This window comes from Paenibacillus plantarum (assembly GCF_013141695.1).
GTDB lineage: Bacteria > Bacillota > Bacilli > Paenibacillales > NBRC-103111 > Paenibacillus_E > Paenibacillus_E plantarum.
Window position 1 is genome coordinate 151,233 of record NZ_WHNY01000060.1, and the last position, 26,291, is coordinate 177,523.

General features: G+C 43.7%; 22 protein-coding genes and 1 pseudogene. 17 read left to right on the forward strand and 6 right to left on the reverse strand.

Features of this window, described 5'->3' with window-relative positions:
* The first annotated feature begins 12 nt into the window (after positions 1-12).
* The 6 genes and pseudogenes from GC096_RS18840 (at position 13) to GC096_RS18865 (ending at position 6,511) form a co-directional block, all read left to right on the forward strand.
* A pseudogene (locus GC096_RS18840) lies at positions 13-1,380 on the forward strand (sedoheptulokinase).
* A gap of 74 nt (positions 1,381-1,454) precedes the next feature.
* Entirely contained in the window at positions 1,455-2,921 is a 1,467-nt protein-coding gene (locus GC096_RS18845; protein ID WP_171632319.1) for a glycosyl hydrolase family 32, read from the forward strand.
* Between the two features lie 32 nt (positions 2,922-2,953).
* On the forward strand, positions 2,954-3,118 hold the full coding sequence (locus tag GC096_RS18850; protein ID WP_171632321.1) for a hypothetical protein: 165 nt from the start codon (positions 2,954-2,956) through the stop codon (positions 3,116-3,118).
* 41 nt (positions 3,119-3,159) lie between these two features.
* A complete protein-coding gene (locus GC096_RS18855; protein ID WP_171632323.1) occupies positions 3,160-4,380 on the forward strand; it encodes a sialidase family protein in 1,221 nt (406 codons plus the stop codon).
* 5 nt (positions 4,381-4,385) lie between these two features.
* Entirely contained in the window at positions 4,386-5,129 is a 744-nt protein-coding gene (locus GC096_RS18860) for an HpcH/HpaI aldolase family protein (RefSeq protein WP_246302848.1), read from the forward strand.
* Positions 5,130-5,152: 23 nt separating this feature from the next.
* Complete coding sequence (locus GC096_RS18865; RefSeq protein WP_171632326.1) at positions 5,153-6,511, forward strand: sedoheptulokinase; 1,359 nt, start codon at positions 5,153-5,155, stop codon at positions 6,509-6,511.
* 397 nt (positions 6,512-6,908) lie between these two features.
* On the opposite strand, the gene GC096_RS18870 is transcribed toward GC096_RS18865, so the two are convergent.
* A complete protein-coding gene (locus tag GC096_RS18870) occupies positions 6,909-9,239 on the reverse strand; it encodes a helix-turn-helix domain-containing protein (RefSeq protein ID WP_171632327.1) in 2,331 nt (776 codons plus the stop codon).
* A 233-nt stretch (positions 9,240-9,472) separates the two neighbouring features.
* Here GC096_RS18870 and GC096_RS18875 point away from each other — a divergent pair, with 233 nt between their 5' ends.
* From GC096_RS18875 to GC096_RS18900, 6 genes are all read left to right on the forward strand, one after another.
* Positions 9,473-10,393, forward strand: a complete 921-nt coding sequence (locus GC096_RS18875; protein WP_171632329.1) for an ABC transporter permease — start codon at positions 9,473-9,475, stop codon at positions 10,391-10,393.
* Between the two features lie 27 nt (positions 10,394-10,420).
* Positions 10,421-11,314: a carbohydrate ABC transporter permease gene (locus tag GC096_RS18880; RefSeq protein ID WP_171632331.1), complete on the forward strand. Its 894-nt coding sequence runs from the start codon at positions 10,421-10,423 to the stop codon at positions 11,312-11,314.
* 95 nt (positions 11,315-11,409) lie between these two features.
* Positions 11,410-12,918 (forward strand): ABC transporter substrate-binding protein, encoded by a 1,509-nt coding sequence (locus GC096_RS18885; protein WP_171632333.1) that lies wholly within the window; start codon positions 11,410-11,412, stop codon positions 12,916-12,918.
* Positions 12,919-12,993: 75 nt separating this feature from the next.
* Positions 12,994-13,140, forward strand: coding sequence for a hypothetical protein (locus GC096_RS18890; protein ID WP_171632334.1), 147 nt, complete (start codon positions 12,994-12,996; stop codon positions 13,138-13,140).
* A 63-nt stretch (positions 13,141-13,203) separates the two neighbouring features.
* Positions 13,204-14,349 (forward strand): SGNH/GDSL hydrolase family protein, encoded by a 1,146-nt coding sequence (locus tag GC096_RS18895; RefSeq protein WP_171632336.1) that lies wholly within the window; start codon positions 13,204-13,206, stop codon positions 14,347-14,349.
* Positions 14,350-14,699: 350 nt separating this feature from the next.
* Positions 14,700-14,996, forward strand: coding sequence for a hypothetical protein (locus GC096_RS18900; RefSeq protein WP_171632338.1), 297 nt, complete (start codon positions 14,700-14,702; stop codon positions 14,994-14,996).
* A 449-nt stretch (positions 14,997-15,445) separates the two neighbouring features.
* Here GC096_RS18900 and GC096_RS18905 read toward each other — a convergent pair whose 3' ends face one another.
* From GC096_RS18905 to GC096_RS18920, 4 genes are all read right to left on the reverse strand, one after another.
* Positions 15,446-16,321, reverse strand: coding sequence for a carbohydrate ABC transporter permease (locus GC096_RS18905; RefSeq protein ID WP_216626177.1), 876 nt, complete (start codon positions 16,319-16,321; stop codon positions 15,446-15,448).
* Positions 16,322-16,339: 18 nt separating this feature from the next.
* The gene (locus tag GC096_RS18910) at positions 16,340-17,308 is read right to left on the reverse strand and encodes an ABC transporter permease (protein WP_171632339.1); all 969 of its coding nucleotides are present in this window, start codon (positions 17,306-17,308) and stop codon (positions 16,340-16,342) included.
* A gap of 108 nt (positions 17,309-17,416) precedes the next feature.
* Positions 17,417-19,057 (reverse strand): extracellular solute-binding protein, encoded by a 1,641-nt coding sequence (locus tag GC096_RS18915; protein ID WP_171632340.1) that lies wholly within the window; start codon positions 19,055-19,057, stop codon positions 17,417-17,419.
* Positions 19,058-19,204: 147 nt separating this feature from the next.
* The gene (locus tag GC096_RS18920) at positions 19,205-21,520 is read right to left on the reverse strand and encodes a helix-turn-helix domain-containing protein (protein WP_171632342.1); all 2,316 of its coding nucleotides are present in this window, start codon (positions 21,518-21,520) and stop codon (positions 19,205-19,207) included.
* Between the two features lie 277 nt (positions 21,521-21,797).
* On the opposite strand from GC096_RS18920, the gene GC096_RS18925 reads away from it, so the two are divergent.
* From GC096_RS18925 to GC096_RS18940, 4 genes are all read left to right on the forward strand, one after another.
* Complete coding sequence (locus GC096_RS18925; RefSeq protein ID WP_171632343.1) at positions 21,798-22,463, forward strand: TVP38/TMEM64 family protein; 666 nt, start codon at positions 21,798-21,800, stop codon at positions 22,461-22,463.
* Between the two features lie 36 nt (positions 22,464-22,499).
* A complete protein-coding gene (locus tag GC096_RS18930) occupies positions 22,500-23,207 on the forward strand; it encodes a phosphatase PAP2 family protein (RefSeq protein ID WP_171632345.1) in 708 nt (235 codons plus the stop codon).
* A 40-nt stretch (positions 23,208-23,247) separates the two neighbouring features.
* Positions 23,248-23,907 carry a class I SAM-dependent methyltransferase gene (locus tag GC096_RS18935; RefSeq protein ID WP_171632346.1) on the forward strand — a complete coding sequence of 220 codons (660 nt, stop codon included), beginning with the start codon at positions 23,248-23,250 and terminating at the stop codon, positions 23,905-23,907.
* 132 nt (positions 23,908-24,039) lie between these two features.
* Complete coding sequence (locus tag GC096_RS18940; protein WP_171632348.1) at positions 24,040-25,071, forward strand: LLM class flavin-dependent oxidoreductase; 1,032 nt, start codon at positions 24,040-24,042, stop codon at positions 25,069-25,071.
* 31 nt (positions 25,072-25,102) lie between these two features.
* Here GC096_RS18940 and yxiS read toward each other — a convergent pair whose 3' ends face one another.
* On the reverse strand, positions 25,103-25,411 hold the full coding sequence (gene yxiS, locus GC096_RS18945; RefSeq protein ID WP_171632349.1) for a protein YxiS: 309 nt from the start codon (positions 25,409-25,411) through the stop codon (positions 25,103-25,105).
* 117 nt (positions 25,412-25,528) lie between these two features.
* Here yxiS and infC point away from each other — a divergent pair, with 117 nt between their 5' ends.
* Positions 25,529-26,014 carry a translation initiation factor IF-3 gene (gene infC, locus GC096_RS18950; RefSeq protein WP_171632671.1) on the forward strand — a complete coding sequence of 162 codons (486 nt, stop codon included), beginning with the start codon at positions 25,529-25,531 and terminating at the stop codon, positions 26,012-26,014.
* Positions 26,015-26,291: the final 277 nt, after the last annotated feature.

The window sequence follows — 26,291 nt, forward strand, 5'->3', positions numbered from 1 at the left end:
GAGGGTTCGACTATGAGATACCTTGGAATTGATGTGGGAAGCAGCTTCATTAAAGCAGCATTACTTGATACAAGCAATCAGCAGGTCATGGATATAACAAAGCAACCAACACCTAAACGTATTCCTAATGATAACATGAACATATATGAAGTGAATGTACGGAGCATTGTTGACTGTGTGAAATCAATGATTATTGAACATATCAGTAAGAGAGGGCCGGTGGCGGGCATCCTATTTTCTACTCAAATGCATGGCTTTGTGTTGTGCGATGAAGCTGGAGAACCGGTAACCAACTATATTTCTTGGCAAGATACTCGGGGAATGAACCCCTAGGGGAATGAAGCACAAAGTTCCCTCGAGTGGCTCTCCAAGGAAATTGCCCCTGAACAGATGGCGAAAGGTGGTACAAGGCTAAAGCCTGGGCTTGCTGCATGCAATCTCCACCATTGGATGTTGAATCACCAGGAGATTATAGAGAACAACAAACTTTATTTTTGTACATTGGGAGGATTTTTGATTTACAAGTTGACCGGCAGGCATGCCTGTCATATCACCAATGCTGCGCCAACTGGATTTGTTGATCTTACCAAGCTTGCCTGGAATCCAGACATCATTTGTGCCGTTGGCTGCGCAGATTTTATCTTTCCGGACATCCTTCATGAACATGAAGTTTGTGGTTATTTTAGCAGCTCCTACGGAAATATTCCTGTTTTCCCTGACATTGGAGACCATCAGGCATCGGTCTATGGTGCACTTGGAGGGCTCGAAGAGATGGCAGTTATTTCTGGAGGAACTGCAGGAATTGTCAGTGTAGTTTCCAAAGAATCAACTCCTGGTGATCATGAGAATAGACCGTATTTTAATCATTGTTACTTAAAGACAGTTACACAGCTTCCTGGCGGGAGAAATCTGGATGTTCTGATTGATTTTATTGAAGACATTGGAAAGTCTATTTATGATGTTTCGCGGAATCGGGAGGATATTTGGCGCTCGGTTACCAGTACCATCTTAAACACAACAAATAACGATAACATCTCAGATGTCTTGCAAGTAGAACTCGGATTTTTCCAGGGACAGCAGGGGGTCAAGCATGGCAGAATTGACGATATTCGACCCGGGAATTTCACAGTCGGCTCCCTGTTTATGGCTGCATACGAAAATATGGCTGATATCTATATAACAGCGCTGCACAAGTTGACAGGCTCGACTGTACCCATTAAGAAAATCATCTTAACGGGTGGATCTATTCATGACAACCTATTTATGAAAGAGACTATTCAGAAACGATCAGGAATTGAAACGATCCCATCCATCGTTCAAAACCAAGAGTTGGCAGGGCTTCTTCAACTTGCATCAAAGATAAATTCGGAGCATGGATGATTTGAATAAGGCAATGATCGCTTTGAAGGAAGAGACAGGGGAATACTATATCATTCATAGGAGGATGTAAACTCATGGAAATATTATACAACGGGATTCAATTGCCAGATCAATGGCCACCTCAGAATATGGATCCGGGTTCTCGCAATCCAATGCCAATACCTTATTTGGAGCATCCGCCTGAGGTAATATCTATCGATGTAGGGAGGCAATTATTTGTCGATGATTTTCTGATAGATCATACTACCTTGACCCGTACTTTTCATACTGTTGAAAAGTATGCCGGAAATCCTGTGTTGAAGGCAGAAACAGAGGAGGAGCTTGGAAAGGGAGGTACCTGTTATTTAGGTCATGGCGGTGTGTTTTATGATCCCCAAGATCAATTGTTCAAAATGTTCTATACAGCTGGTTGGCGCGGTGGGTTGGCATTGGCCACAAGTAAAGATGCGATCCATTGGGAGCGTCCCAACATTGGCGAATCTCGTCGTAATCTCCTGATACCCCCTGGAGAAAACGAAGCAGGTCTTGATAACTCGGTCTGGCTAGATATAGATGCTGAAACTCCTGCAGAACGTTTAAAATTTTTGACTCAACGTGGGAAAGTCCATACCCTGCACACGTCATCTGATGGATTAACATGGAGCGATGGTGTTGAAACCGGGGAGTCGGCTGATTACTGTTCCTTCTTTTACAATCCATTTCGCAAAGTTTGGGTGTATAGTATCAAACGAGACAATGCTCATGGGCGTTGTCGGTATTATGCAGAGAGTAAAGACTTTCTAGAAGGTGCTGCCAAATGGGATGATGCTGTGTATTGGACAGGTGCGGATAATCTGGATAAGCCAGATCCACATGTGGGGGACCAAACTCAGCTATATAGTCTCAATGCAGTCGCATATGAAAGTCTCTTTATTGGGATGTTCTATATCCATCGAGGACCGGATAATTCCGTTTGTGACACGGGGAAGTTCCCCAAGTTAACGGATCTGACGCTTGGTTATAGTCGTGACGGGTTTCATTGGGATCGTCCAGACCGGAATGCATTTCTCGCGGCATCCCGCGAAGAAGGAAACTGGGAAAGAGGCTACTTACATAGCACTACGGGCGTTTTTATGACTGTTGGCGATAAATTAATTTTTCCTTATTGTGGATATTCCGGTATTGCGCCAGATGGATCGCGAGGTGCGTATCAGGGTGGGAGTATTGGACTGGCTTTTCTGAGACGCGACGGTTTTGCATCAATGAATGCTGAGGAAGAAGTAGGAACGCTAACCACCAGACCGGTGTGTTTTCAAGGCAAGCAACTCAAAGTAAATGTCGATTGCCCACTTGGGGTACTGCGGGTTGAAGTGCTGGACGAAGATGGAAAGCCAATTGAACCGTTTACTACCGCAAATTGTATACCAGTATCGGTCGATTCCACTTTACAGGAGATATTCTGGTCAGGTGTCGAGGATTTATCAGTCTTGAATGGTAAATCAGTGAAAATTCGTTTTCATTTAACGTTTGGCAAGCTTTATTCATTCGGTATAAGTTCTTAACACCAGAACAAATGTATAGAAGAGATTATAGAATGACACTATTATTATTTTTTGATGATAAAAACCTACTCGTTCGCGACAATCTACAGCGAGTGTATGAAAAGCCGGAGCCGGCAGAGGATCTGATATATCGTGACCCCTTGGTCTCCACCTCCAATAGTTTTCCGTCTGTCTGGCAATACCCCGAAACGGGGTAATATACTTACTCACATCAAATTATTTATGAGAGGAAAAAAATATGATTCAAAATGAGAAAAGGTTTGAAGCTTTAACTGGTGAAGAAATACATAAGTACGAGATGGAGGTTTTAAAAAAAGTTGCAGATTTAGCACTCATCCCACCTGTCCTTAACACATCTCCGTTACCAGACTATGATTATGACAGGCTGGACTATGGTATGAATGTTAGCATTGAGCGAACAGCTCAAGGAAGACTTTGGTCTCTATGGGTAGCTGGTGGGGATAGTCCTAAAGCTTTTATGGTTATGGCAAAGAGTGATGATAATGGGGAAAGCTGGTCGAAGCCATGTCTTGTGATTGACAGCCACTCTAATAATTTACCACTGGATCGCACTGTAATTGTGGGTTGTTTGTGGACTGACCCGCTGGGAAGACTTTGGCTCTTCTTTGATCAAGTGATGCATCATTTTGATGGACGAGGTGGTTTGTGGTTTGCGAGATGTGATAATCCGGAAGATCAGGATCCGTTATGGTCTAAGCCCCAACGTATATGGGATGGTTCAATGATTAATAAACCTGTTGTACTTTCTTCAGGCGAATGGCTCCTACCCATTCAATTGTTACAACACTCAAAAGGCTTCGGACCATTTGCCCACTCAGATATCTTCGATGAGCTTGATCCCTATCGGGGTGCAAATATATTTATAACAAGGGATCAGGGAGTAACCTTTGAACGTTTGGGGAATGTAACGCTGCCATCTCCAGACTGGAGCGAGCATATGATAATAGAGCGAAATGATCGAAGTCTATGGATGCTTGCCCGCACACAAATCGGAATATTAGAAAGCTTTTCATTGGATCGTGGAGTCACATGGTCAGTTCCTGCTCTGCCCAATGAAATTCGTCAACCTGCTGCCAGATTTCATATACGCAGACTGCTTTCTGGTCGCCTCTTAATGGTTAAACACGGTGACACAATTAATGATCCAACACAAATTCGGCATAAGCTCAAAGCATTTCTCTCAGAAGATGAGGGCAATACTTGGAAAGGTGGTCTGATGCTTGATTCGCGCGAAGGTGTCTCTTATCCTGATGTTGGACTAGCACCTGATGGAACCATTTATATTTCTTATGATTTTAAACGGGATACACATGGTCATATTCTCATGGCACGAATCAAGGAGGATGATATTCTTGCAGGGGAACTTATTTGTCCCGGATCAAGACTAAGCATGCTGATTTGTAAACCAATGAAAGAGAGGAGTGAACAAATTAATTGAAAACAATGTTGAGCGGAAAAAAGAAATTAATAGGGACATTTCTATCAGAGTTATATAGTCCGAATATTCCAGTCTTATTTAAATCTTGCGGGTTTGATTACTTTGTTGTCGATTGTGAGCATGGATGCTTCGATTATGGGGAAGTTGCTGCACTTTCAGCTGTTTCTAAACAAGTGAGAATTCCAATGTTGGTCAGAATATCATCTAACTCTAGAGACCACATTTTAAAATATATGGATATGGGTGTTGCAGGACTCCTTGTACCCATGGTATCTACTTCGGATGAAATCAGACAAGTTGTTGAATATGCCAAGTATGAACCTTGGGGAAAAAGAGGAATAACGACGAAGAGAGCCCACAGCAATTATAAGTGTGATGATATTCTGGCGTATATGGAGCAAGCCAATCAAGAAACCGTCGTATTAGCACAAATTGAAACTGCTGAAGGATTAAAGAATATTAAGCAGATTGCAGAAACAGTAGGGCTGGATGGATTAATTGTAGGACCAACCGATCTGACTTCAGATTTGGGAATCGCCATGCAATTTGAGAGTAAGATTTTCAGGGATGCAGTCCATCGCATATATCAGCATGCTAGCGATGCCGGGAAATTATCTGGAATGATTATATCCAATACGAATGTGCTGCGTGATTGCGAGAGATTAGGGATGCAGATACTCTGTTGGAACAGCGAGCTTGGTATGTTGATGAAAGGTGCAGAGCTTGGATTGAAAGAGCTTCGTTCATAAATTTAGTGTGAGAGGGGTGTCAGATGAGCTACCTAGGGATCGACATCGGAAGCAGTTTTATTAAATCAGCCTTGCTTGACACTACACGTCTTCAGATATCAGGCACAGTCAAGATTCCAACACCGGGACCACTGCCAAATGATAAAAACTACATATTTGAATTGGATCCGCATATCATCGTTAAAATGATTACAACCATGATTGAGGAAAGGGTAAAGTTGGAGGGGCCAATTGAAGGAATCCTGCTCTCAACACAGATGCATGGATTTGTGCTTGCCGACCAATCAGGTGAGCCTCTCACAAATTATATCTCCTGGCGTGACACCCGAGGAACGTATAGTAATGGAAATGAGACACAAAGCTCTCTCGAATTCCTCTCACAATTCCTTACCCCAGAAAAAATGTCAAGATGTGGTACCAGATTAAAATCCGGACTTGCAGCTTGCAATCTCCATCATTGGATCATGAATAATCCAGATCAAATTAAGAGAAAAGATATATCTTTTTGTACATTAGGTTCTTTCTTGATTTATAAGCTGACCGGTCGGAATGCTTGTCATCTGACCAATGCTGCTGCAACTGGATTTGCTGATCCTGCTAAAAGGGCTTGGAATCAAGATATTATTTATGAAGTTGGATGTGACAGCTTCACCTTTCCAGATCTGTTATCTGAGCATGAAGTTTGCGGATATTTCGGAAGTACAAAGGGAAGCATTCCTGTATTTCCTGATATCGGAGATCATCAGGCAACCGTCTATGGAGCATTAAAGGAGAACACTTCCATAGCTGTGATTTCTGGTGGTACAGCGGGAATTGTCAGTGTTGTAACCAATGAAGCGACAGCTGGTGACTATGAGAACAGACCTTACTTCAATAACCAATACCTTAGAACGGTCACTCAGCTTCCTGGCGGTAGAAATCTGGATGTTCTGGTAGATTTTATAGAGGAAATCGGATCGTCCATCTATCAAGCTTCAATTACTAAGGAGGACATTTGGCAAAAGATTCTCCAATCCCTCTCAGTCGCCAATCAAGCAAGCTCCTTGGAATCTATCAAAGTAGAACTCGGATTTTTCAAAGAGCAAAAGATGGTTAAACACGGCAGGATTGACAATATACGTGAAGGAAACCTTACTTCAGGCTCTCTATTCAGGGCTGCTTTTGAAAATTTGGCCGATAACTTCATAACAGCTTTGAATAAACTTGCCGATTCTACTGTACAAATTCAGAGAATTTACTTAACAGGTGGTTTACTACATAATAATTCATTAATCCAATCAACCATTCAAGACCTTACTGGAATTGAAACGATCCCATCAAACATTCAAGAAGAAGCGTTAACAGGGCTGCTGCATATTGCTGTAAAAATAGCTAATGGTTGATTAAATGTACGATTATTTAGCGGCCTGATGGCGGTGTTCGCAGAATATGTATTGCGGAGACGACGGATTGGGTTCCTTTCACAGACCCTGAACTTATCATGTAGGCTGATTCCTTAGATCTGCCGTTGGCTGAGCACAATGGAATGCCTGTTTTCCTTATGAAGGCTGGTGCAATAGTTGGTAAATTCACAAAAAAGTTGGTAAATGGAAAATTCCAAAGTCGTTTGGTAAACGCTTTGGAATTTTTTGTGGTATTCGGTTTTTTTGCCCGATTTTCAGATTCCATCGGATCTACTGCCCGCTATAAAAATTTCCATTGACCTTTGGATATGGTCATCAACAAAGTCCAATCCCTCGATTGAGGCAATAGTTTTGAAATTACACAAGCTTGTAAAACTTACATTTTGTCCTGAGAAGATTTAAATCTATATTCCATTGGAGTTACACCAAAATTTTGTTTAAATATAGTGGAAAAATACTTCTTGTTGCCCCAGCCAATTTCCTCAATAATTTCGTCGATGGAGTAATTAGTGTCTCGCAAGTATTCCTTAGCTTTGCTTAACCGAACGTCTTTAATATAGTCCACCAATGTTTCTCCTGTGATCTCGCGAAACGCTTTCCCAAGCGTAACTGGCGAGATTTTCAGCATGTCTGCAATTGCATTCTGGAATAGATTTTTGTCCATATAGTGGTTTTGGATGTACAAGGTGACAGTTCCGATCATTTCGTGATACCGTTTGTCTTTGTCTTTGTGTGTATTCAAGGTTGTAACGATATAATCGAAAAAGGTGAAGAAGGCTTCGCGAATTTGCTCCAAGGTTTCAAGTTTCATTATAGTTTCATGAAATGATTTATAGTCGATTTCGAATTTCACGGTACTATTTCGTTCGATATGATTTAGTGTGATGAATATAGAGGACGTGACGTGAGACAACGTAAACATGATGTTATTGTAATCGTAAAGAAACAACTTTTGGATAATATCGGCAAAGATTTTCTCCACTTGATCTTTCCTTACGTTTTTTAAAGCCTCCAACAACTCGGAAATGCGATGGTCGGAGATATCAACCTTCTCGGTTTCATTTGATAGTAAATCTCGATGAGAGATGATGCAAGAATGGCCGAAACGGATGCGGGACAATGAATAGCTTTGTGCCTTTTTATACCGATCATGGATTTCGGTTAAGGAATCGCAATGCTCGCTGATAAACGAGGAAACACTTATATTAAAATAGCTTTGATTCACATCCATAATTTTTCGAATAAGAATCTTTAATTCAGCATGCAGTGCGTTAGGATCACGATCTGTACTGATGATGCTAATAGTATGATCTGCCCCTGAATCCAATGACTCGCAATGGAAATGCTCCGCAAATATTTCGTTGGATATATTCGTAAGTGCAAACCGGAGCAGAGCTCGCTCCTCTTCAGAGCGATTTATTTGGAAATCCTCAAAGAAGTCTATCTTGAATAAAACAACAATGAATTGACTTTGCGGCGCAAACCGTACATTTAACTCTTTCAACCTGTTCACAACGGGTGTTTTACCATTTAGTATACTTTGCAATAATTCTTGCTTCAAAAGGTTGAGGTTGCTGTTTTTAAATTTACTCAAAGAGAGGAGTAGATCCATAACATTGGATATGTTGTTCTCAATATATTGAAATTCATTCGTGAGCTCCACCGGAGAGCTGTGTTTATTTAGCAAGCTCTCAACTTTCTGGCGCAATATACCGACAGGTAAATACAATCTGCGAGAAATCACATAACTCAATGCCAATCCGGCAGCGAAAATGAGGAGGCAGATGGTAAGCGTGATGCTTTTTACTTTGTCTATGGATTGGGCAATCGTGCGGTAAGGGATCACATTGATAATTTTCCAGTTCAAATTAGCTATTGTCGAATATACGACAACACTTTTTTCCCCATCAAGAACGTCTACAAAGTAACCAGATGCTTGGGAATATGACATTATTTTTTTAACATATGACTGTTCGGATAGATTGTTTAAAAATAGCTTGCTCTTTGAATGCCCCACCACGACTCCTTCCGGATTCAAGAGCATGACCGTGCTTGCTGTATCATTTTGGTTCTTAATCAGTTTATTGAATATCCAATCAATGTTTACATTCAGCACCAAGCCGTTTTTTACAGAATGGTTGGATCGAGCTTCGCTAATGAAATAAGTATAAACGTCCATATAGGCTGACGAGCTAGTATGAGGAAGCTGCAGACGCCTCGCAATAGGCAAATTTGAAGATTCATCACCGTGTGATTCAAATAGTTTAATCATTTCCTTATCATAAAAGGTATCGCTATCCAAAATATTATTTTCAGAGCCTGCGACATAGAAGCGATTTAAATTCCCATTATAAGCGTAAACGGAGTAAATAAAAGGTGTGCTTTTAACAAAGTTATTAAGAGAATTGATGTTTCGCAGCGTATCGTAAATATTAATATTATCATCGTACATGAGTTGGGTTGCGTTCAGATTGCTGAATAGTGCGGCATTGTTATTTTTAACGTAGCTGTCGATAAAGTCCACGTTATTGCTGATTTGGGACAGCAACTTCTGGCTTGAACGGTTGATGAGGTCAATGCCGAACGATTTAAAACTAAAATAAAGGAAAAGCGAAAGCAAAATGCTAACAACAACAAAAAATGTGCTTATTGTGTAGAGCAAACTTAAAAAATACTTTTTCGATCGTAAAGACATGATAATGTTCATAATCGACTCTCCCCTTGTCCTGGAATTATATCATGAATAGTAGGACAAATATATTTGAAACGGGTTCATTCCGTACACTTTGAACCGAATTCATTTAATTGAACCACAGGCTTAACCTATTTCATTTATTAAGGACTTCACGTTTCGGCAACTTGCCGCTACGATTCTCTTAGTGGCGCTGTTCTTTTTACAGCCAAGCCAATATAAAGAATTTCATAAAGGAGGCAAGAGGTATGCTTGCAAGTAAATTCATTAAAACCTTCAAAAGGAACGGCGCATTATTATTCCTGACTTTACCAATGGTTGTTTATGTATTCATATTCAATTACCTTCCTATGGGTGGGATCATCGTTGCATTCAAAAATTATCGGTATGATCTTGGTATAATCCACAGCCACTGGGCAGGGCTCAATAATTTCAAATTTTTCTTTACTTCGCCTGATGCTTGGAGAATCACCATAAACACGCTTGGGTATAATGCCATGTTTATTATATTAGGGCTAATTATACCCGTAGCATTGGCTTTGGTGTTGTTTGAAATCCGCAACAGAACCATGCTTAAGGTTTATCAAACCATGATGTTTTTCCCTCATTTCTTATCATGGGTGGTCGTTGCTTTTATGGTCTATGCATTTTTAAACCCGCTATCAGGGCTGCTGAATCAATGGTTTCAAATGGCAGGCTTTAATCCAATCGACTGGTACGTAAAATCCAATCCATGGGTAATAATACTTCCGCTCGCTCAAATCTGGAAAACAGTCGGCATGTCGACGCTGATTTACTACGCATCATTAATGGGGATTGACAATGAATACTTTGAGGCTGCTGCCATTGAGGGTGCGAGCAAAGGGTATATTGCCTTGAAAATCACGTTGCCGTTTTTGTATCCCTTGATGATCATGCTGACAATCCTTGCAATTGGGCATATCTTTTATGCGGATTTCGGGCTTTTCTATCAATTGACAATGAACTCAACCATGCTATATTCGACGACAGACGTTATCGATACGTATGTATTTAGAGCACTACGGGAAACGGGTAATATTGGAATGGCGAGTGCAGCAGACTTTTACAAGTCGTTCGTTGGTTTGTTCCTTGTTCTGACAACGAATTATATCGTTAGAAAACGCAGTCCGGAAAATGCTTTATTTTAAATCTAATCAAGAAAGGAGAGTGGACCCATGCGTTCGAGTAAGCGCAATATATCCATTTATACAATAGCTATTCATACATTCCTTCTTGTGTTGTCTGCCCTGTTCGTTATACCACTCGGGGCAATTGTATCAATATCCATATCAAGTGAAACTGACATTATTGCTAATGGCTTCAAACTGATTCCAAGCGTTATCGACTTCACAGCATATGCCTATATTTTTGAAAATCCCAAAACGATATTGATGGCATACAAAGTGACGATCATTACTTCAGTCGCAGGTTTGGTTTTGTATCTGATCATGGCATCCATGATTGCCTTCGCTTTATCGAGAACCGATTTCTATTTCCGCAAGGTGATCAGCTTTTATCTATTTTTCACGATGCTCTTCAATGGCGGGCTTGTTCCGTTCTATATTCTGATCAATCAGTATCTTCACCTACGTGATACATATGCAGCCTTGATCATTCCATTACTGGGAAACATTTGGTACATCTTTATTATTCGTACGTCATTTCAACAAATCCCGAGTGCGATTATTGATTCAGCTAAAATAGACGGTGCAGGGGAATTCCAAATTTTTGTCAGAATGATATTACCTTTATCCAAACCGGTATTGGCGACGATCGGGTTGCTACAACTGTTATCAAATTGGAATTCCTGGTTCCCGGCGCTGCTATTTGTTGATAATTCAGATTTATATCCGTTGCAATATATGCTGCAAACAATCTTGCGAAATGTGCAAGAGTTAACACAAAATATGGATAATAAACCAGCCTATCTGTTTGTGTCCCAACAGATCCCAACGGAATCCATGCGAATGGCTATGGCAATAGTCGCAATCGGTCCGATGATGTTTGTATTCCCATTCTTTCAAAAGTATTTTGTCAAGGGATTGACGGTAGGTTCAGTGAAAGGGTAGTTGTAGTTAATGACCTTATGGTTCTAATTGAAATATGCCTTATGGCAATTTCCTGTAGAATAGAGAACAAGAATTAAGAGGAGGCAGCGTAAACAATGAGAATGGGGAAAAAGATGATGGCCGGTGCATTTGCAGGATTGATGATCATTTCGATCATGCTTGCAGGCTGTACGAAGGAGAACACAAAAAGCGGGCAGAAGGAAACAGAAAAGCCGATCGAAACCGATCAGGCCGCAGTAAGTGCAACACCAACGTCATTACCAGAGGTCAAGCTGACATGGTACTTACGGGGTTCGAAGCCGAAAAATGCGGATTCCGTCATTGCCAAGGCAAATGAACTCACTAAAGCAAAAATCAATGCAACAGTGGATTACAAGTTCGTGGAGCCGGGGGACTATGACCAGAAAATGCAGCTCATTATGGCCTCGGGAGAGTCGTACGATATTGCTTTTACATCCAACTGGTCGAACAATTATGTCGGCAACGTCGATAAAGGCGCTTATCTGGCACTTGATGATTATCTGGCCAAGTACCCTAAATTTAAGCAATCCATTCCGGTTAAAGTCTGGAACGGGGTCAAAGTGAACGGAAAAATCTACGGTATCTTCAACTATCAAATCTTGTCGTTGCCTACAGGCTTCGAGTTCCGAAAGGACTTGATCCAAAAGTATAATATCAATTTGGACAATGTGAAAAAAGTAAGCGATCTTACCCCTATATTCGAACAAATCAAAGCGAAAGAGCCAGGAATCGTACCTCTAAAATATGGGACTCCTAATACTTCATACTACACGGAATCAGGGTTCCCAGCCCTCGTAGAAACGTTTCAGATCGATACACAAACTTGGAAGGTCGGGGATTATCTGTGGACTTCAGACAACATGATGAAACATTATCAATTGATGCGGGAATGGTATCAGAAAGGTTTCTTCCCAGCCAACGTCGCGACGGCGTCGGAAGGAGACCAGGCACTAGAAAAATCCGGAAAATTATTCAGCCAATTTACAGGCTACAAGCCTGGAGTAGAAGCGGAGCTATCAGAGAAGCGGGGATACGGCGTCGTGACGAAATCCTTAACCAAAGCGCCGTACGTAGGCAAGATGTACTCGACTGTGAGTGCAATCAGCAAGTCCTCGAAAAATCCCGAACGGGCATTTATGCTGCTTGAAATGATCAATACGGACAAAGACTTGTACAACCTCATGACCTTCGGTATCGAGAATCAAGACTATAAGAAAACGGGTCCCTCCAGTATTGAAAAAACACCTGATACCTATCAGTTCGACGCGTGGATGCTCGGCAACCAATTCAACGCATACTTGCTTCCTGGACAACCCAACGATGCATGGGCGCAAACGATGAAGCTGAATGAATCTGCCGAGGTTGATCCGCTAGCCGAATTCGCTTTCGATCGTACACCGGTACAAAACGAGATCGTGCAGATTAATGCGATCTATAAGGAATTCAACGTTATTCTTAAAAACGGGCTCGACGATCCGGACAAAATAGTGAAGTTGTTCAAGGAGAAGCTGAAACAAGCCGGGGAAGAAAAAGTTCGAAGCGAAATTCAAAAGCAACTCGACCAGTGGCTTAAAGGAAAATAATTAAACGTAAAGCTGCGGCTTCCTTCAATGACAGGCTTATCCGATAGCCGGTATCATGAAGGAAGCCGATTTTCATTGATTAAACAAACGATATGTAGGAGGAAGCTCATCATCAAATCGTTACTCTCTCATTGTTTGAAGCCTGAGCAAATAAAGCTGGCTTATGATGGGTTGCTGCATCAGCCGGAATTGTATACTGGTGTTGTTCTCGATTGGCGTTAAATCTATGCATTTTAATCATATGTAGATCATAAATAGGGTATGGATTAGACGGGAGAGATAATAATGCAGCGGAAGATTAGCCCATTCTCCGATTATGCCATTCGTGGAGGGTTGGAAGGATTCGTTAACAAACTTAAGTCAGGCTTAGAAATAACAATCGCCTTCATTGGGGGCTCAGTTACAGTTGGAGCCGGTGCCTCCGGTGAGGATCACACAAGCTACCGTTCACTGATTTGCGAATATCTAAAGCGTAAATTCCCTCAAATTGCGTTTAACTTTATCAATGCGGGTATTGGCGGAACGGATTCTACCTTTGGAGCATACAGACTTAAATCACAAATTTTTCAGGAGCTGGAAATTGACTTGCTGTTTGTAGAATTTGCTGTAAATGACAGCGGTAATCGAACAGAATCTATCCGCGCTATGGAAGGAATTGTTCGGCATTCAAGACGCCTTCATCCGATGATTGACATCATCTACCTTTACACACCTATTAAAACAGCAATAGAACTATTCAAAGTAAATGGAATAACGCAGGAAAATATTTATAACCATGAAGAGGTAGCGGTCTATTATCAGCTGCCATCAGTTAATATTGCCAAGCAGATTTATCGGTTGATTGAAGCTGATGAGTTAGTTTGGCATGACCTAAGCAGTGACGATGTGCATCCGAATGATGTCGGGCATGTGCTTTATGCGCATTACGTGGAAGCTTTTCTGGAAAAAGCTCTTTCCACTAGGTCATCAGTCATTCCTCATAGACCTGCACTCCCGTCACCAATGGATATACATTGCTATGAGTATGCGGATTTAGTTTCTCCTCGGGCTGTAATACATGCTGAGGGTTGGGAGATTGTCGAAGGCTGGATGGTTGAAGCAACTTGTAACTGGACTCCGCCAGCAGATGTATATGTGGGAAACGAGGCTGGAGCCAGCTTTCATTTTGAATTTCATGGAACAGCATTTGGTCTCTCGATGCTGGCAGGCATGGATACCGGCTCCATTGATTTTTCGCTGGATGGTGGTGAGTATCAATCCATACAGCTGTTTGACGAGTATTGTCTTGCCTTTTATCGGCCCAAAATTGTGCTGCTAGCTGATAGTCTAAGCCGGAACCATCATACAGTGGATATTAGAATTTCCCGTGAAAAAGATGAAGCTAGCACGGGCTATGCTGTTCGTATCTTAAATCTATTAATCAATCAATAACACCCAGAAAAAATAAATATAAGAGGAGAAGTGCCATATGGAGTGCAAGTGGAAAATGGGAATTGTTGGTGCTGGGGGGATTGCCACATGAGAGCATGCACCTGCATGGTCAGCCCATAAAGAAGTAAAGCTGACATCTGTCTGCGATAGACCTGGAGAAGGCGAAGCAATTCGCTATTCTTTGCTTACCTCGGACAAGAAGGTTACGGTGTCAACGTAAATCTGCGCGAGGGCAGCACGCACGTGCAAAAAGAGGCCGCCTTCTCCTACATAGCATTGAGTATAGTCGCCAACTGACAGACAAACCACTACTTGTTCGGATGGATGCTGGCAATGATGCCATCGGGAATTTGAATGTCTGCTTAAACGAACAGGTAAACTTCATCATTAAACGTAACCTGCGGCGTGAGTCACCGGAAGAGTGGCTAGCTATTGCTCAGCAGGACGGCATGTGCTGCGAAGAACGGGAAGGCAAGCGCGTCTATCTGGGCGCAATGACCTGGAATGACAAAAAGTTGGTACAGCCCATTCGAGCGGTTTACCATGTGACGGAGCGAACCATCGAAGCGGATGGGCAAATCCTGCTTACACCAACCGTAGATGCAGAGGTTTACTGGACTACGCTTGTTTGCGAGTACGAACAGTGATCGAAAGCCTGATTTGGCTAGCCTCGCGGTTGGTTCAACATGCGATGGAAACCAAACTACATTTTAGTCGGTATAGTCCCTGGTTCCCCACATTCCACAGGATTTACACGGCACTTTCCGTATGATTAGGCACCCCGTATTCAAGGTAAGGCGAGACTTCTCAAGATGGGGAGGTCTGTTTGCAATTGCGCATAAGGTTTCTTTTAGAACTGACCTTCTGTCATTTCTTGATAACGGCTGAGGAACGACCTTGGGAAGCCTACATTCCAAAAAGTTTCACGGATTCAGGTTTAGAAATGTACACCAATATATTCCTATAGTGTAAATTCATACCTTTCTACATGTCGATTGAAATAAGATCAGGCAAGTGTTGGACTGCTATGTTTGAGTCGTGAAATACACAAAAAAAGAGCGGGAAACCGCTCCTTTTCATATTGTATAAACACCAATCAACCTTTGATCGCACCGATCATAACGCCTTTCACGAAATACTTTTGCAGGAAAGGGTAAAGGAATAGAATAGGCGCTGTGGCCACGATGATTGTCGCGTATTTGATCGTTTCTCCGATAGGCATCTTATCGTTCCCACCAACACCTGTCATCATCGATTCGGTACTGTTCGTGATCAAAATTTCTCGCAAAATGAGCTGTAGCGGGTAAAGGTCACGTGTTCGTAAATAAATCAAAGCGCTGAACCAAGCGTTCCAATGGGCAACTCCGTAGAAGAGAACCATCACTGCAACTACAGGCATCGAGAGCGGCAGAATGACGCGGAAAAGAATAGTGAAATCATTAGCACCGTCAAGCTTGGCGGACTCTTCCAAACTAATAGGCACACCTTGGAAGGCCGTACGCATAATAATCAAGTTGTAGGCACTCATGGCAGTTGGAATGAGGAGCGCCCAGCGGGTATCCACCATGCCTAAATCATTAATGAGCAGGTAGGTTGGAATTAAGCCGCCACTGAAAAACATGGTAAACACAATCATAAACATAACCGGGTTCTTCCACATGACGTCTTGCCTAGATAAGGCATAAGCACCAAAGGATGTCATGAGAATGTTCAACGAGGTACCGAGTATGACATACAGGATGGTATTCAGATAGCCGGTCATGATGGCGGGATTTTTAAACACCATGCTATAGGCTTCGAAATTTAAGCCCTTCGGGTACCAGAGCAGCCCGCGCACCTGCACGACCCAAGCGGGATCACTTAATGAGGCGATAAGTACATATAGAAACGGATACAGGGTAACGAGTGATAGTAGGATCAATAACAAGGAATTTGAGATGTCAAAAATGCGTTCTCCCCAGCTTCTACTCATGATGATTGGAGCCTCCTTTTACCAAAGCTTATTATCACTGGTGCGTCGGCTTAATGTATTGGCCAGAACGAGCAGCGTGAAGTTAATGAGAGAGTTGAAGAGCCCAACAGCGGAGCTGTAACTGAAGTTGGATTCGAGAATCCCTTTGCGATAGACGAAGGTACCGATAACATCGGCCGTTTCGTAGGTAGTTGGGTTGTAGAGAAGCAAGATTTTGTCGGCGCCGATAGTCATAAAATTTCCAATTTGCAAAATGAGCAGAATCACGATGGTAGACATGATACCCGGCAGGGTAATGTTGAACGTTTGCTGCCAGCGATTGGCACCATCGACTTTGGAAGCTTCATACAACGATGGATCAATGCCGGACATGGCAGACAGATAAATAATGGAGCCCCAGCCGATATTCTGCCAAATATTCGAGGATACATAGATGGAACGGAACCAGCCAGATTCTTGCAAGAAAGTAAGCGGCGTAAAGCCGAACCAAGAGCTAAGGATATTGTTAATTAATCCGTCACGTGCTAAGAAATCAACAAGCATTCCTGAGATCACGACGATGGATATAAAATGCGGCATATACGTAATCGTTTGGACGGCTCTTTTCAAAAATTTGCTGCGCAGCTCATTCAATAAAAGTGCCAGAATAATCGAAGCAGGGAACGAAAACAGCAAATCATACGTGCTGATCAGCAATGTATTGCGTAAAATACGCCAGAAATAATAGCTGGAGAAGAAGTCTTGGAAATGCTTAAACCCAACCCATGGACTATGAAAGATACCCAGTCCTGGCGCGTAGTCCTTGAAGGCAATTTGCAATCCATACATAGGCACGTAATAAAAAAGAATATAATAAGCAACGACTGGCAGCAGCATGATGTACACATATTTATTCATTTTGGCATCGCGTATGAAGCGGTAAGAGAACTTGCTTTTGTCGACTGCCGGTTTCACGGAGCCTGTTTGTTCATTGAGTGCTGCGGGCATCACGGGCCCCTCCTTCAGGTATTGAGTCGGTAAAAATGGGTGCAAGAAGACGCCACACGGCGGGGGAGTCCTGCTCCCTCACCGTGAGTTAAGCGTCTAACGTCTCGGTTATTTGCGAGTATTGAAACGATCCAAGGCAGCTTGACGAGCTTTTACAGCTTCTTCAATGCCCATACTCTTCATGGTTTGCACATATTTATCGAAATTCTCAATCGGCTCGGCACCCATGACGAATTTATTGAACATTTCATCGCGGTACGTTTTCACGTCATTCATGATGGAAGCTGTTTTGGAACTCTCATCTGCGGTCAAGCTGACACCTGGCATTTGTTTGGAGTGATCTGCGTTTGCCCATGTTTTTTGAGCATCGCGTTGCGCTGGGATTGTGTAGTATTGCTCGATGTAGCGTTTATCTTGCACGAACGGTCCGTTCCAGCTAGCTTGGAAATATTTGGCCATCGCTTGAGGGACTGGCAATTTATCTGGATTGTTCATAATGAGATCGGTATATTTCGGATAACCATTGTCCATCTTGTAACTTTGGCCTTCAATACCGAAGTTCATCAACATAGCGCCTTCTTGACTATATTTGTAGTCGAGCCATTTGATGATTTCCTCAGGGTTCTTAGCTTTAGCCGAAACCGCAGCGCCATAGCCTGTGAAAGGCATTGTGTATTGGCCTAGGGAGGCTGGAGCGCCTTCCTTCAGCTTCGGATAAGGCACGCCCGATAAGGCGAAGGTTGGGGTCGTCGGTTGAACTAAGGATAAGTAACGGCCTAGACCGGAACCAGCATAGCCGGAGTAAGCACCCACTTGGCTATTCGTAATTTTGGCATCTTTCAACTTGGCATCCGTGATGCTCGCATAATCTTTATCAATTAAGCCGTCTTTGTACCAACGTGCCAATGTAGCAAGGAACTCTTTGTATTCCGGTTGGATCGGGCCGTATTTGGCTTTGCCTTTATCATTGTAGAAATCGGTCGTGATCCCCCAAGCCCCAACAAGCAGGTTGTTAGCATCAAAGTCGCCGCCTAAATTCATGTAGAAAGGGATTTCATCCTTCTTGCCATTCCCGTTTGGATCTTTATCCCGGAAAGCCGTTAATACGGTTTCCCATTCAGGAATCGTTGTCGGCGCTTTCAAACCTAATTTATCAAGCCAGTCTTGGCGGAAAATAGGTCCATTTACAACGCTGAGCAGCTCATCGCCAAGTAAGAATGGCATGACATAGATATTACCTTCATCGGTTGTAATCATTTTGCGGAACTCAGGGTGTTGCGCCAAAACTTTCGTTAAATTCGGTGCGTTTTTCTCGATAAGTTCATTTAAACGAAGGATTTGTTTCCCTTTAATAAGAGAATCAGGGCTTTGCGGTAACGTAGCAAAATTATATTCGACAACGTCAGGCAAGCTGTTAGACGCTAGCATAATATTAAACTGATCTTTCTCCTGGCCTGTTGGCGGATGTTGGAAGTCAACCTTCGTACCAGTTCCCTTCTCGATTTCTTTATAAGCGGCCATTTCGTTATAGTTCTTCATGACAGCTGCGGCATTACCATTCATGGATACCCAGTATGTGAGGGAAGTAGGATACTTCACTCCTGGGTTTGCTGACGCCTTAGCGGATGTAGAAGCGCTTGAAGCGGCTGGAGAAGGTTTCGCTGTTTCACTGCTGCATCCAGCGATGAGGACTGAGAGTGCTGCTGCTGAGATCACGGTCAATTGCATTGTTCTTTTCTTTCTGTTCATACGTGTGTGACCCTCCTGTACATATTGTTTTTGCGGTATCGTCGTCCGCAATTTCAATATAAAAGAACAGACTTTTGGTGCCTACAATACGTTCTAACGAAGGATAAACACCGCTTCAGATCAAGGGTAAACCGTATTTCAGGGGGATTAACTGTCTTTCAGATTACCTTCTCTAAGCTGCATTTCACGGTACTTTCCGGGTGTAATCCCTTCCATTTTCTTGAAAACGCGGATAAAACCAATATCGGTTGAATAGCCCACTTGCTCGGCAACCTGCAGGATGGTCATACCGGGAATCTCCAAATAACGCTTTGCTTCCTTCATCCGAACCTCAATCATATAGTCAGTAAGATTAATGCCGTACTGTTTTTTAAATAATCCGGACATATATTGCGGTGTCATCCCAAAATGATCCGCGATAGAGGTTAAACTAAGCGAATGATCACCATAATGTGCATCGATATATAATTTCATGCGTTCTTGCCAACGGTCGCTTTGTTCCGATCGGGCTTCTTGCACGCTATTGCAAATAAATAAGCAGAGCTCTTTCACCTTTTTTAACATATCCTCTGCTGATGTACTATTAATGATAAGCTTTACAGGATCAGAGCCGTCCTCATGCCATTGTTTTTCGTCGATTTTCAAAGCATTCGTTACCTTAAGCACCGTACCGAGCAGATTCAGAAAGAGCAGCTTACCTAATTCAGGCGTTGTGTCCCGAGCACCCATATTGTGCTGATACAGCTCGTTTAGGAGTCGATCGACTCCTTCATACTCACCACTCTTGAGACAATTCATGATCTGTGCTTCCATTTCCATCGGGTAGTGATAGTAAGCGCGTTCCAAGAATCGAATTTCATCGTAATGAATGACAGAATTAATGCCGTGAATAATCCGGTAATCGAGCGCATTTAAGGCCTCATTGTAGCAGCGCGAAGCTTCGGATCGGCCATGTCGCAGCGAACTGGTTGCAACCGTGATTTTCATTCGGAAACGTTCCTCGATGACACCTTTGAGCTCGGCAATCAACCGATCACGGACAAGGAGAGTCTCCTCAGAGGCGTCAGGTACATTAAGTATCAACGCTAAACGATTGTTATCTGTCTCCGTAACATAGCCAGAATTACCGACAAACTCATTACTTAAATTGAATAAAATAAATCGAACAAGGGCGCGGTCCCGATCGTTATCAGCAATACGATAATCCCGGCTTTCATCGACCTCAAGGATGATGACATGGAGAAAAGGATGGGGGAGCCGAACACCGATGAAGGCTAGGGCGTCATCCGTTAATTCCGCCTGATCGACTTCACCTTTTAACAAACGGGTCAAAAAGTTCGCACGCACAACAGGAAGATGGCCAGCTAGCTGTTGTTCAAGCGCCTTGCTCTCCGCTACGGAAGTAGCAATGGAATGACGGATAAATTCGTATTCGTTGGATAAACCGCCACGTGGCACATTTTTTCCTTTGTTAATGGAATAGACGAGATCTCGAATAGGACTGTAGCTGCGGTACGCCATCCAATAAGCGGCTGCACTCCCGGCTGCAACAACGAGGATAAGTAAATAGATGGCCCATGTTTTTATTTCGTTCACGCGCTCTAATACAACACTTTTGGGGACGAGGGAAATATATTTCCAGCCGCTTTTGCCCGTTGTAAAGGAGAGCATTTGAGTGGTGCCATCAGCGTTATATGTTTCGTAACCATTGGAGTTTTGGGTTTCAGCGAGTAGGCTAGGAGAAAGCTTGTACGTATTCGAGGTGGAGACAATCACTTGTCCCTTCTCATCCAGAATGAACATAGAACCGTTATTGACCCACTGAATACCTTTCAAAAGATCCAGGATTTGCTGCTCATTAATGAGCATGACAATCGTGCCTTTCACGTTGCTAGTCTCGCCAAGAGGTAAAGAGATTGCACTGGCAATGACGTTTTTCGTGGCAGGTTCGGCAGTTGATGAAGATGAAGTAGGCAAGTATGTTAAATAATGATAGCCGGTTAACAGCTCCGTGCGTACTTGTTCTAAACTTTTGCCAGGGAGCGGGTATAACTTGGTGAAAAAGGTAGGGGCATCCGTTTTCAAATTGGGGGAAATGACCGTGTCACCGTCACGTAAATAAATGTAGAAATCTTCAATGAAGGGGGAGCTATTGCGAATCGTTTTTAACGCGCGTACGGCTTCCTCGTATTGAATATATTTATCACTATCTATAATGGTCCACAAGGTTTGAAGCTTAGGCTGTGTGGCGATCTGAATACCAAGTTGTTCGATTTCTTGCAAATTGTTGTCTACGACCTGGCGAGCTTGTTCAAGCATAGCCAAATTAGATCGATTGGCATTATCGACCATGTTTTTTTCCATATTGGTATACAAGATGAATGTACCGGTTACGGGAATGAGTAGAATGAGGATATAAGAGAGCCATAGCGTCAAGAAAATACTTTTGCGTCGTAGCAGCATAGGTGAGCCCCTCCAGTGGGTGCGGGATATAGGTGGCAAGGCGTAAAAATATGGGATGAGTTTGGAGAGAAGATGGGAGCAGTTTATCATATCTAACTGTCAGCATCAATAATTTCCTTCTGGCTAGAGGTAAGTGTGGCGTGTCTTAAAACTGTCTTAAAAACTGACGTGTACATATGACCACTAGGCAAGTTGATATCGACCAGCATATTTGTGTAAGATGGAGGAAAGTTCCGCCTGCAAGTTTTGGGAATCAGGAGTATGGAGGAGGCGAGCCATGGCGCGTTCAAAACCGCTTTGGTTGCTAATTAGTTGGTTTGTTGTTGCTATTCTTGGACTACTCGTATTGAAATGGGCAGGTGTATGGGAACATGTAGATCTGAATTGGGTCACGAGATGGCTTCGTGATTTGGGCCCGCTTGGGGGTCTGTTGTATATCCTGGCGTATACGCTCAGGCCGTTGGTTTTGTTCCCGGCAACACCTTTGACGCTCTATGGGGGCTATGTATTTGGCGCCTTTTGGGGGACTATCTACGATATTATTGGTGCAGGTGCAGGGGCCTTGCTGTCTTTCTACATTACACGCAAATGGGGCCGCGGCAGCTTTCAACGCATATTACGAAGCCCTAAGCTGCTATCTTTTGATCAAAAAGCGGAGGAAAAAGGCTTCATGGTGGTGCTGTATATGCGGCTTATGCCTTTTTTTCCATTCGATGGGATCAGCTATGGCGCTGGCTTATCGAAGATCCGTTTCTGGGACTATACGTGGGCTACATTCATCGGCATTATTCCGGGAGCGATTGTTTATAACGTTTTTGGTGCTTCCTTAAATGATATCTGGTCATGGAAGTTTCTCGGAGCCGTAGCGATGTATGCGGTTTTTGCTATCGTTCCACTAATTATTAAGAAAAGGCAAGGGCGCAAAGTACGCCAAGCAGCGTAAGAATAGGTAGGCATAGACGATTCGCCTTGGGAGGGCATGAAACAGATGAAGGGGAAAGTAGTAGTAAGGCATGGAATGTGGAGAACAGGGGGAGCAGGTGCTCTGCTCCTTATGTTTATTGTGTTGTCGCAGAGTATTTCGGCGAAATGGTTACAAGCTTTTGATCAACATGTAGGCGGTTACATCCAGGAACAGAGAGGAGATTCATGGACCTCTATTGCAAAGTTTTTTACATTTCTAGGAAGCGGTGCCACGGAATTTATTCTCTTTTTTCTAGTAGCTGGACTGCTGTATTTTAAATTCAAGCATAGATGGGAAACCCTTGTCTTATTCGTTGGCGTACTTGGTGCATGGCTGCTAAATTCGGGGTTGAAAGATCTTATTAAACGTGATCGTCCATCTGCTGAGCGATGGCTAGTGGAGGTGGATAGTTTCAGTTTTCCTAGCGGTCACGCGATGGTCTCCATACTCTTCTACGGTTTGCTTGCCTACTTGTTATGGGTGAATGTGCGACAAACATGGAGAGCGGCTTGGCTGATACCACCAGTTGCTGTTCTAGTCATTCTGTGTATTGGTCTTAGTCGGATTTACCTCGGTGTGCATTATCCAAGTGATGTACTGGCTGGCTACTCAGCTGGTGGTCTTGGGCTTATCGGCTGTATGTACGCAATTCGCACAATTAGGCGCAGAAGAGTCATGACATCCACTCAGAAAGGGAATTACACATTCTTCGAGAATATGTAATAAATAACAATATATATAAATGATATATGGGGGAATGTGCATGGCTATAGATACATCTCGCTTTTTTACTTATGAAGATACCAAGAATCAAGATATTTTTTATCGGTTGCCTGATCATTGGTGGAGTAGACATTATGAGTACATATGGGCTTCCCATTTTGTTGAAAAAGGTGATGTTGTTCTAGATGCTGCATGTGGATTAGGTCATCCCTTTAAGTATTATTTAGCGGACAAGTGTAAAGAAGTGTACGCTTGCGACATGGATGAACGTATATTAGATTCAAACGAAATTATCAAAGAGCTGGAATATTATATTGGGAAAGAGAATATAGATCAAATTAACCTGCCTATTTTAAGTATTCCTAAATTCGCTGTTTCTGATATTTCAAATTTACCTTATGAAGACGCTAAGTTCGATGTAGCGTTCTGTATTTCTGTCATGGAGCACATCGAAGACACAGAGGTGCAGCTTCGTTCGCTGCAAGAGTTTAAGCGGGTTATGAAAGATGACGGCAAATTGATTATTACCGTTGATTATCCGGATGTAGATGTTGAAAGCTTTCTAAGTTTGATTTCGGCTTCGGGGTTGCAATTGGTCGGAGATCACGACTTTACGAAACCTGATAATGCGATTACTTCTGACTATTATGGCAGGGACTTATGGTGTATTCGATTTGTACTTGAAAAAATAAACCTCTAAAATAACGACTACGGTAATTACACACCTCAAAGGACAACGCCACATCGGTTTGTCCTTTTTTCTTTTGTGAGCCGAGCGTTGTATAATTATGATTGTCATCATTAGCAGAAGACTCAGAAAGAAGGGATGACCATGCTAAAGCTAAGTATTCTTGATCAGTCACCGGTATCATCCGGCTTTACCCATAGTGAGGCATTACAACAAACGATTGCGTTAGCGCAGGTCGCTGATCGACTAGGCTACACCCGATTCTGGGTGTCAGAGCACCATAATTCAGCAGGGCTTGCAGGTTCTTCTCCAGAGGTGCTCATATCCACGCTTGCTGCTCGCACAAGCCGCATACGGCTTGGCTCTGGCGGCGTGCTGCTTCCTCACTACAGCGCCTACAAGGTCGCTGAGAACTTCCGTATGCTCGAGGCGCTCTATCCCGGGCGTATCGACCTTGGTATCGGGCGTGCGCCCGGCGGCACGCCGCATACGGCCAAGGCGCTGCGTGGCGTCAGCGCCGATCTGTTCGAGGGACTTGAGCGGTTCCCTGCGCAAGTCACGGATTTGCTGCGGTTCCTCACCGACTCGGTGGAACCTGGGCATGTGTTCGAGGGCATCCGTGCCACCCCTTTGGTGGCCTCGATGCCCCAGGTGTGGCTGCTCGGCTCCACCGGGCAGAGCGGGGTGTATGCGTCGCAGGCAGGCGCAGCCTTCTGCTTCGCGCACTTCATCAACGGCGCGGGAGGTCAGCATGCGGTGCGAAGCTACCGCAGCTCGTTCCAACCGTCCGCTCTCAATGTCGTGCCGCAGGCGACGGTCTGTATTTATGTGCTGTGCGCAGAAACGACAGCGGAGGCAGAGGAGCTTGCGACCTCGGTCGATTTGCGTATTCTGCAAATGGAAAAAGGCGAGTTCACCGGAGTGAAATCGCCGAAGGAAGCAGCGGAATATACGTATTCCGATTGGGATCAAACCCGTGTGAGAGACAATCGCTCACGGATGATCGTGGGCAATCCTGGCCAGGTCAGGGAACAAATCCTTCTGCTAGCCGAAAGCTATGGTGTCGACGAAGTCATGGTCGTTGCAGGTGGACACCAAGTGGAAACGAGACTGCGCACCGTGGAGTTGTTGGCGGAAGCTTTTGAACTCAGCCATCAGCACAGTTATGTCATCTAGGCAAGGGAAGCCCAGGTGAATGAGAAATCACCTAGCGCGTGCGCTTCGGCCGTTTATCGATTTCTTGCGTCACAATGAACGCCAGCTCTTCATTGCCAAAGAGGGAAAGCACGCCAAGCAACGTGTCATCCGGCACTTCGCCGGCTTCCTCTTTCGGCACGGTTAGTTCAAGTGCTTTCTCAAGCGCTTCATTATTCGGCTGTTCTGGATAGGCGCTATGATAAAGTGCTGCGGGGTCCAGACCATGGTTAATACACCACTGTGCAAAAACCAAAATCATCATATGCTCTTCACGTTTGTAATTTTCGATCATTTGTTCTTCTAATTGTTTATTGTTCATCGGGTAACAGACAGCTCCTTATACAACGATTGCAACACGCGTAATAACTAGGCCAACCTCTATCCACCTACGGGTGGATGGGTTCATTATAGCGAAAGATTAGGTGGATTCACAATGATTATTAAGAATGAGAAAATCAAAGCTTCCGAAGTCCAGGTAACGGGGCTGCAGGGTGAGGATTTAGGTGTAATGTCCACGAAAGATGCGCTTGCTCTTGCCAAAAAGTTAAAGGTAGACCTCGTCTGCACCTCGCTCATGAGCAGCCCGCCTCCTTGTAAGCTGATTGGAGCAGGCTCAGCCAAACAAGAGGCTCTGCAAGAAAAGCAGCAAGCCCGTAAGCAAGAACAGGGCCCGAAAGTCAAGGAGCTTCGCTTGACGGCCAACATCGAGGATCACGATCTCGAGACGAAGCGCCAGCAAGCTGAGCGCATTTTGAAGGGCGGGGACGCCGTCCTGCTGGTCGTTAAGATCTCCGGCAAGGAAGGCGCGAAAGCCAAGGAATTGCTGGAAAGGCTGGTCAAGGAGCTTGGCTCCCACGGCAAGAAGCATACCGGCATTCAACTGAGCGGCAAGCAAGCTGCTGTTCAGCTGGACCCCTTGTGAAAAAGCATGGACAACCCCTTGGGGATGTCCATGCTACTTTAGCTACTTTAACAACTTCGACTACCTAAGCAACTTTGACTACCTAAACGACTTCGACTACCTAAGCTACTTCGACCACTTAAGCAACTTCGACTACCTAAGCAACTTCGACTACCTAAGCAACTTTGACTACCTAAACTACATCGACTACCTAAGCAACATCGACTACTCAAGCAACTTCGACTACCTAAGCTACATCGACTACCTAAGCCACTTCAACTATCTAAGCCACCCCAGC

Excerpts from the sequence above, each read along its gene's own strand:
- GC096_RS18845 (WP_171632319.1), top strand. The coding sequence starts at position 1,455 with ATGGAAATATTATACAACGGGATTCAATTGCCAGATCAATGGCCACCT.
- GC096_RS18850 (WP_171632321.1), top strand. The coding sequence starts at position 2,954 with ATGACACTATTATTATTTTTTGATGATAAAAACCTACTCGTTCGCGAC.
- GC096_RS18855 (WP_171632323.1), top strand. The coding sequence starts at position 3,160 with ATGATTCAAAATGAGAAAAGGTTTGAAGCTTTAACTGGTGAAGAAATA.
- GC096_RS18860 (WP_246302848.1), top strand. The coding sequence starts at position 4,386 with ATGTTGAGCGGAAAAAAGAAATTAATAGGGACATTTCTATCAGAGTTA.
- GC096_RS18865 (WP_171632326.1), top strand. The coding sequence starts at position 5,153 with ATGAGCTACCTAGGGATCGACATCGGAAGCAGTTTTATTAAATCAGCC.
- GC096_RS18870 (WP_171632327.1), bottom strand. The coding sequence starts at position 9,239 with ATGAACATTATCATGTCTTTACGATCGAAAAAGTATTTTTTAAGTTTG.
- GC096_RS18875 (WP_171632329.1), top strand. The coding sequence starts at position 9,473 with ATGCTTGCAAGTAAATTCATTAAAACCTTCAAAAGGAACGGCGCATTA.
- GC096_RS18880 (WP_171632331.1), top strand. The coding sequence starts at position 10,421 with ATGCGTTCGAGTAAGCGCAATATATCCATTTATACAATAGCTATTCAT.
- GC096_RS18885 (WP_171632333.1), top strand. The coding sequence starts at position 11,410 with ATGAGAATGGGGAAAAAGATGATGGCCGGTGCATTTGCAGGATTGATG.
- GC096_RS18895 (WP_171632336.1), top strand. The coding sequence starts at position 13,204 with ATGCAGCGGAAGATTAGCCCATTCTCCGATTATGCCATTCGTGGAGGG.
- GC096_RS18905 (WP_216626177.1), bottom strand. The coding sequence starts at position 16,321 with ATGAGTAGAAGCTGGGGAGAACGCATTTTTGACATCTCAAATTCCTTG.
- GC096_RS18910 (WP_171632339.1), bottom strand. The coding sequence starts at position 17,308 with ATGCCCGCAGCACTCAATGAACAAACAGGCTCCGTGAAACCGGCAGTC.
- GC096_RS18915 (WP_171632340.1), bottom strand. The coding sequence starts at position 19,057 with ATGAACAGAAAGAAAAGAACAATGCAATTGACCGTGATCTCAGCAGCA.
- GC096_RS18920 (WP_171632342.1), bottom strand. The coding sequence starts at position 21,520 with ATGCTGCTACGACGCAAAAGTATTTTCTTGACGCTATGGCTCTCTTAT.
- GC096_RS18925 (WP_171632343.1), top strand. The coding sequence starts at position 21,798 with ATGGCGCGTTCAAAACCGCTTTGGTTGCTAATTAGTTGGTTTGTTGTT.
- GC096_RS18930 (WP_171632345.1), top strand. The coding sequence starts at position 22,500 with ATGAAACAGATGAAGGGGAAAGTAGTAGTAAGGCATGGAATGTGGAGA.
- GC096_RS18935 (WP_171632346.1), top strand. The coding sequence starts at position 23,248 with ATGGCTATAGATACATCTCGCTTTTTTACTTATGAAGATACCAAGAAT.
- GC096_RS18940 (WP_171632348.1), top strand. The coding sequence starts at position 24,040 with ATGCTAAAGCTAAGTATTCTTGATCAGTCACCGGTATCATCCGGCTTT.
- yxiS (WP_171632349.1), bottom strand. The coding sequence starts at position 25,411 with ATGAACAATAAACAATTAGAAGAACAAATGATCGAAAATTACAAACGT.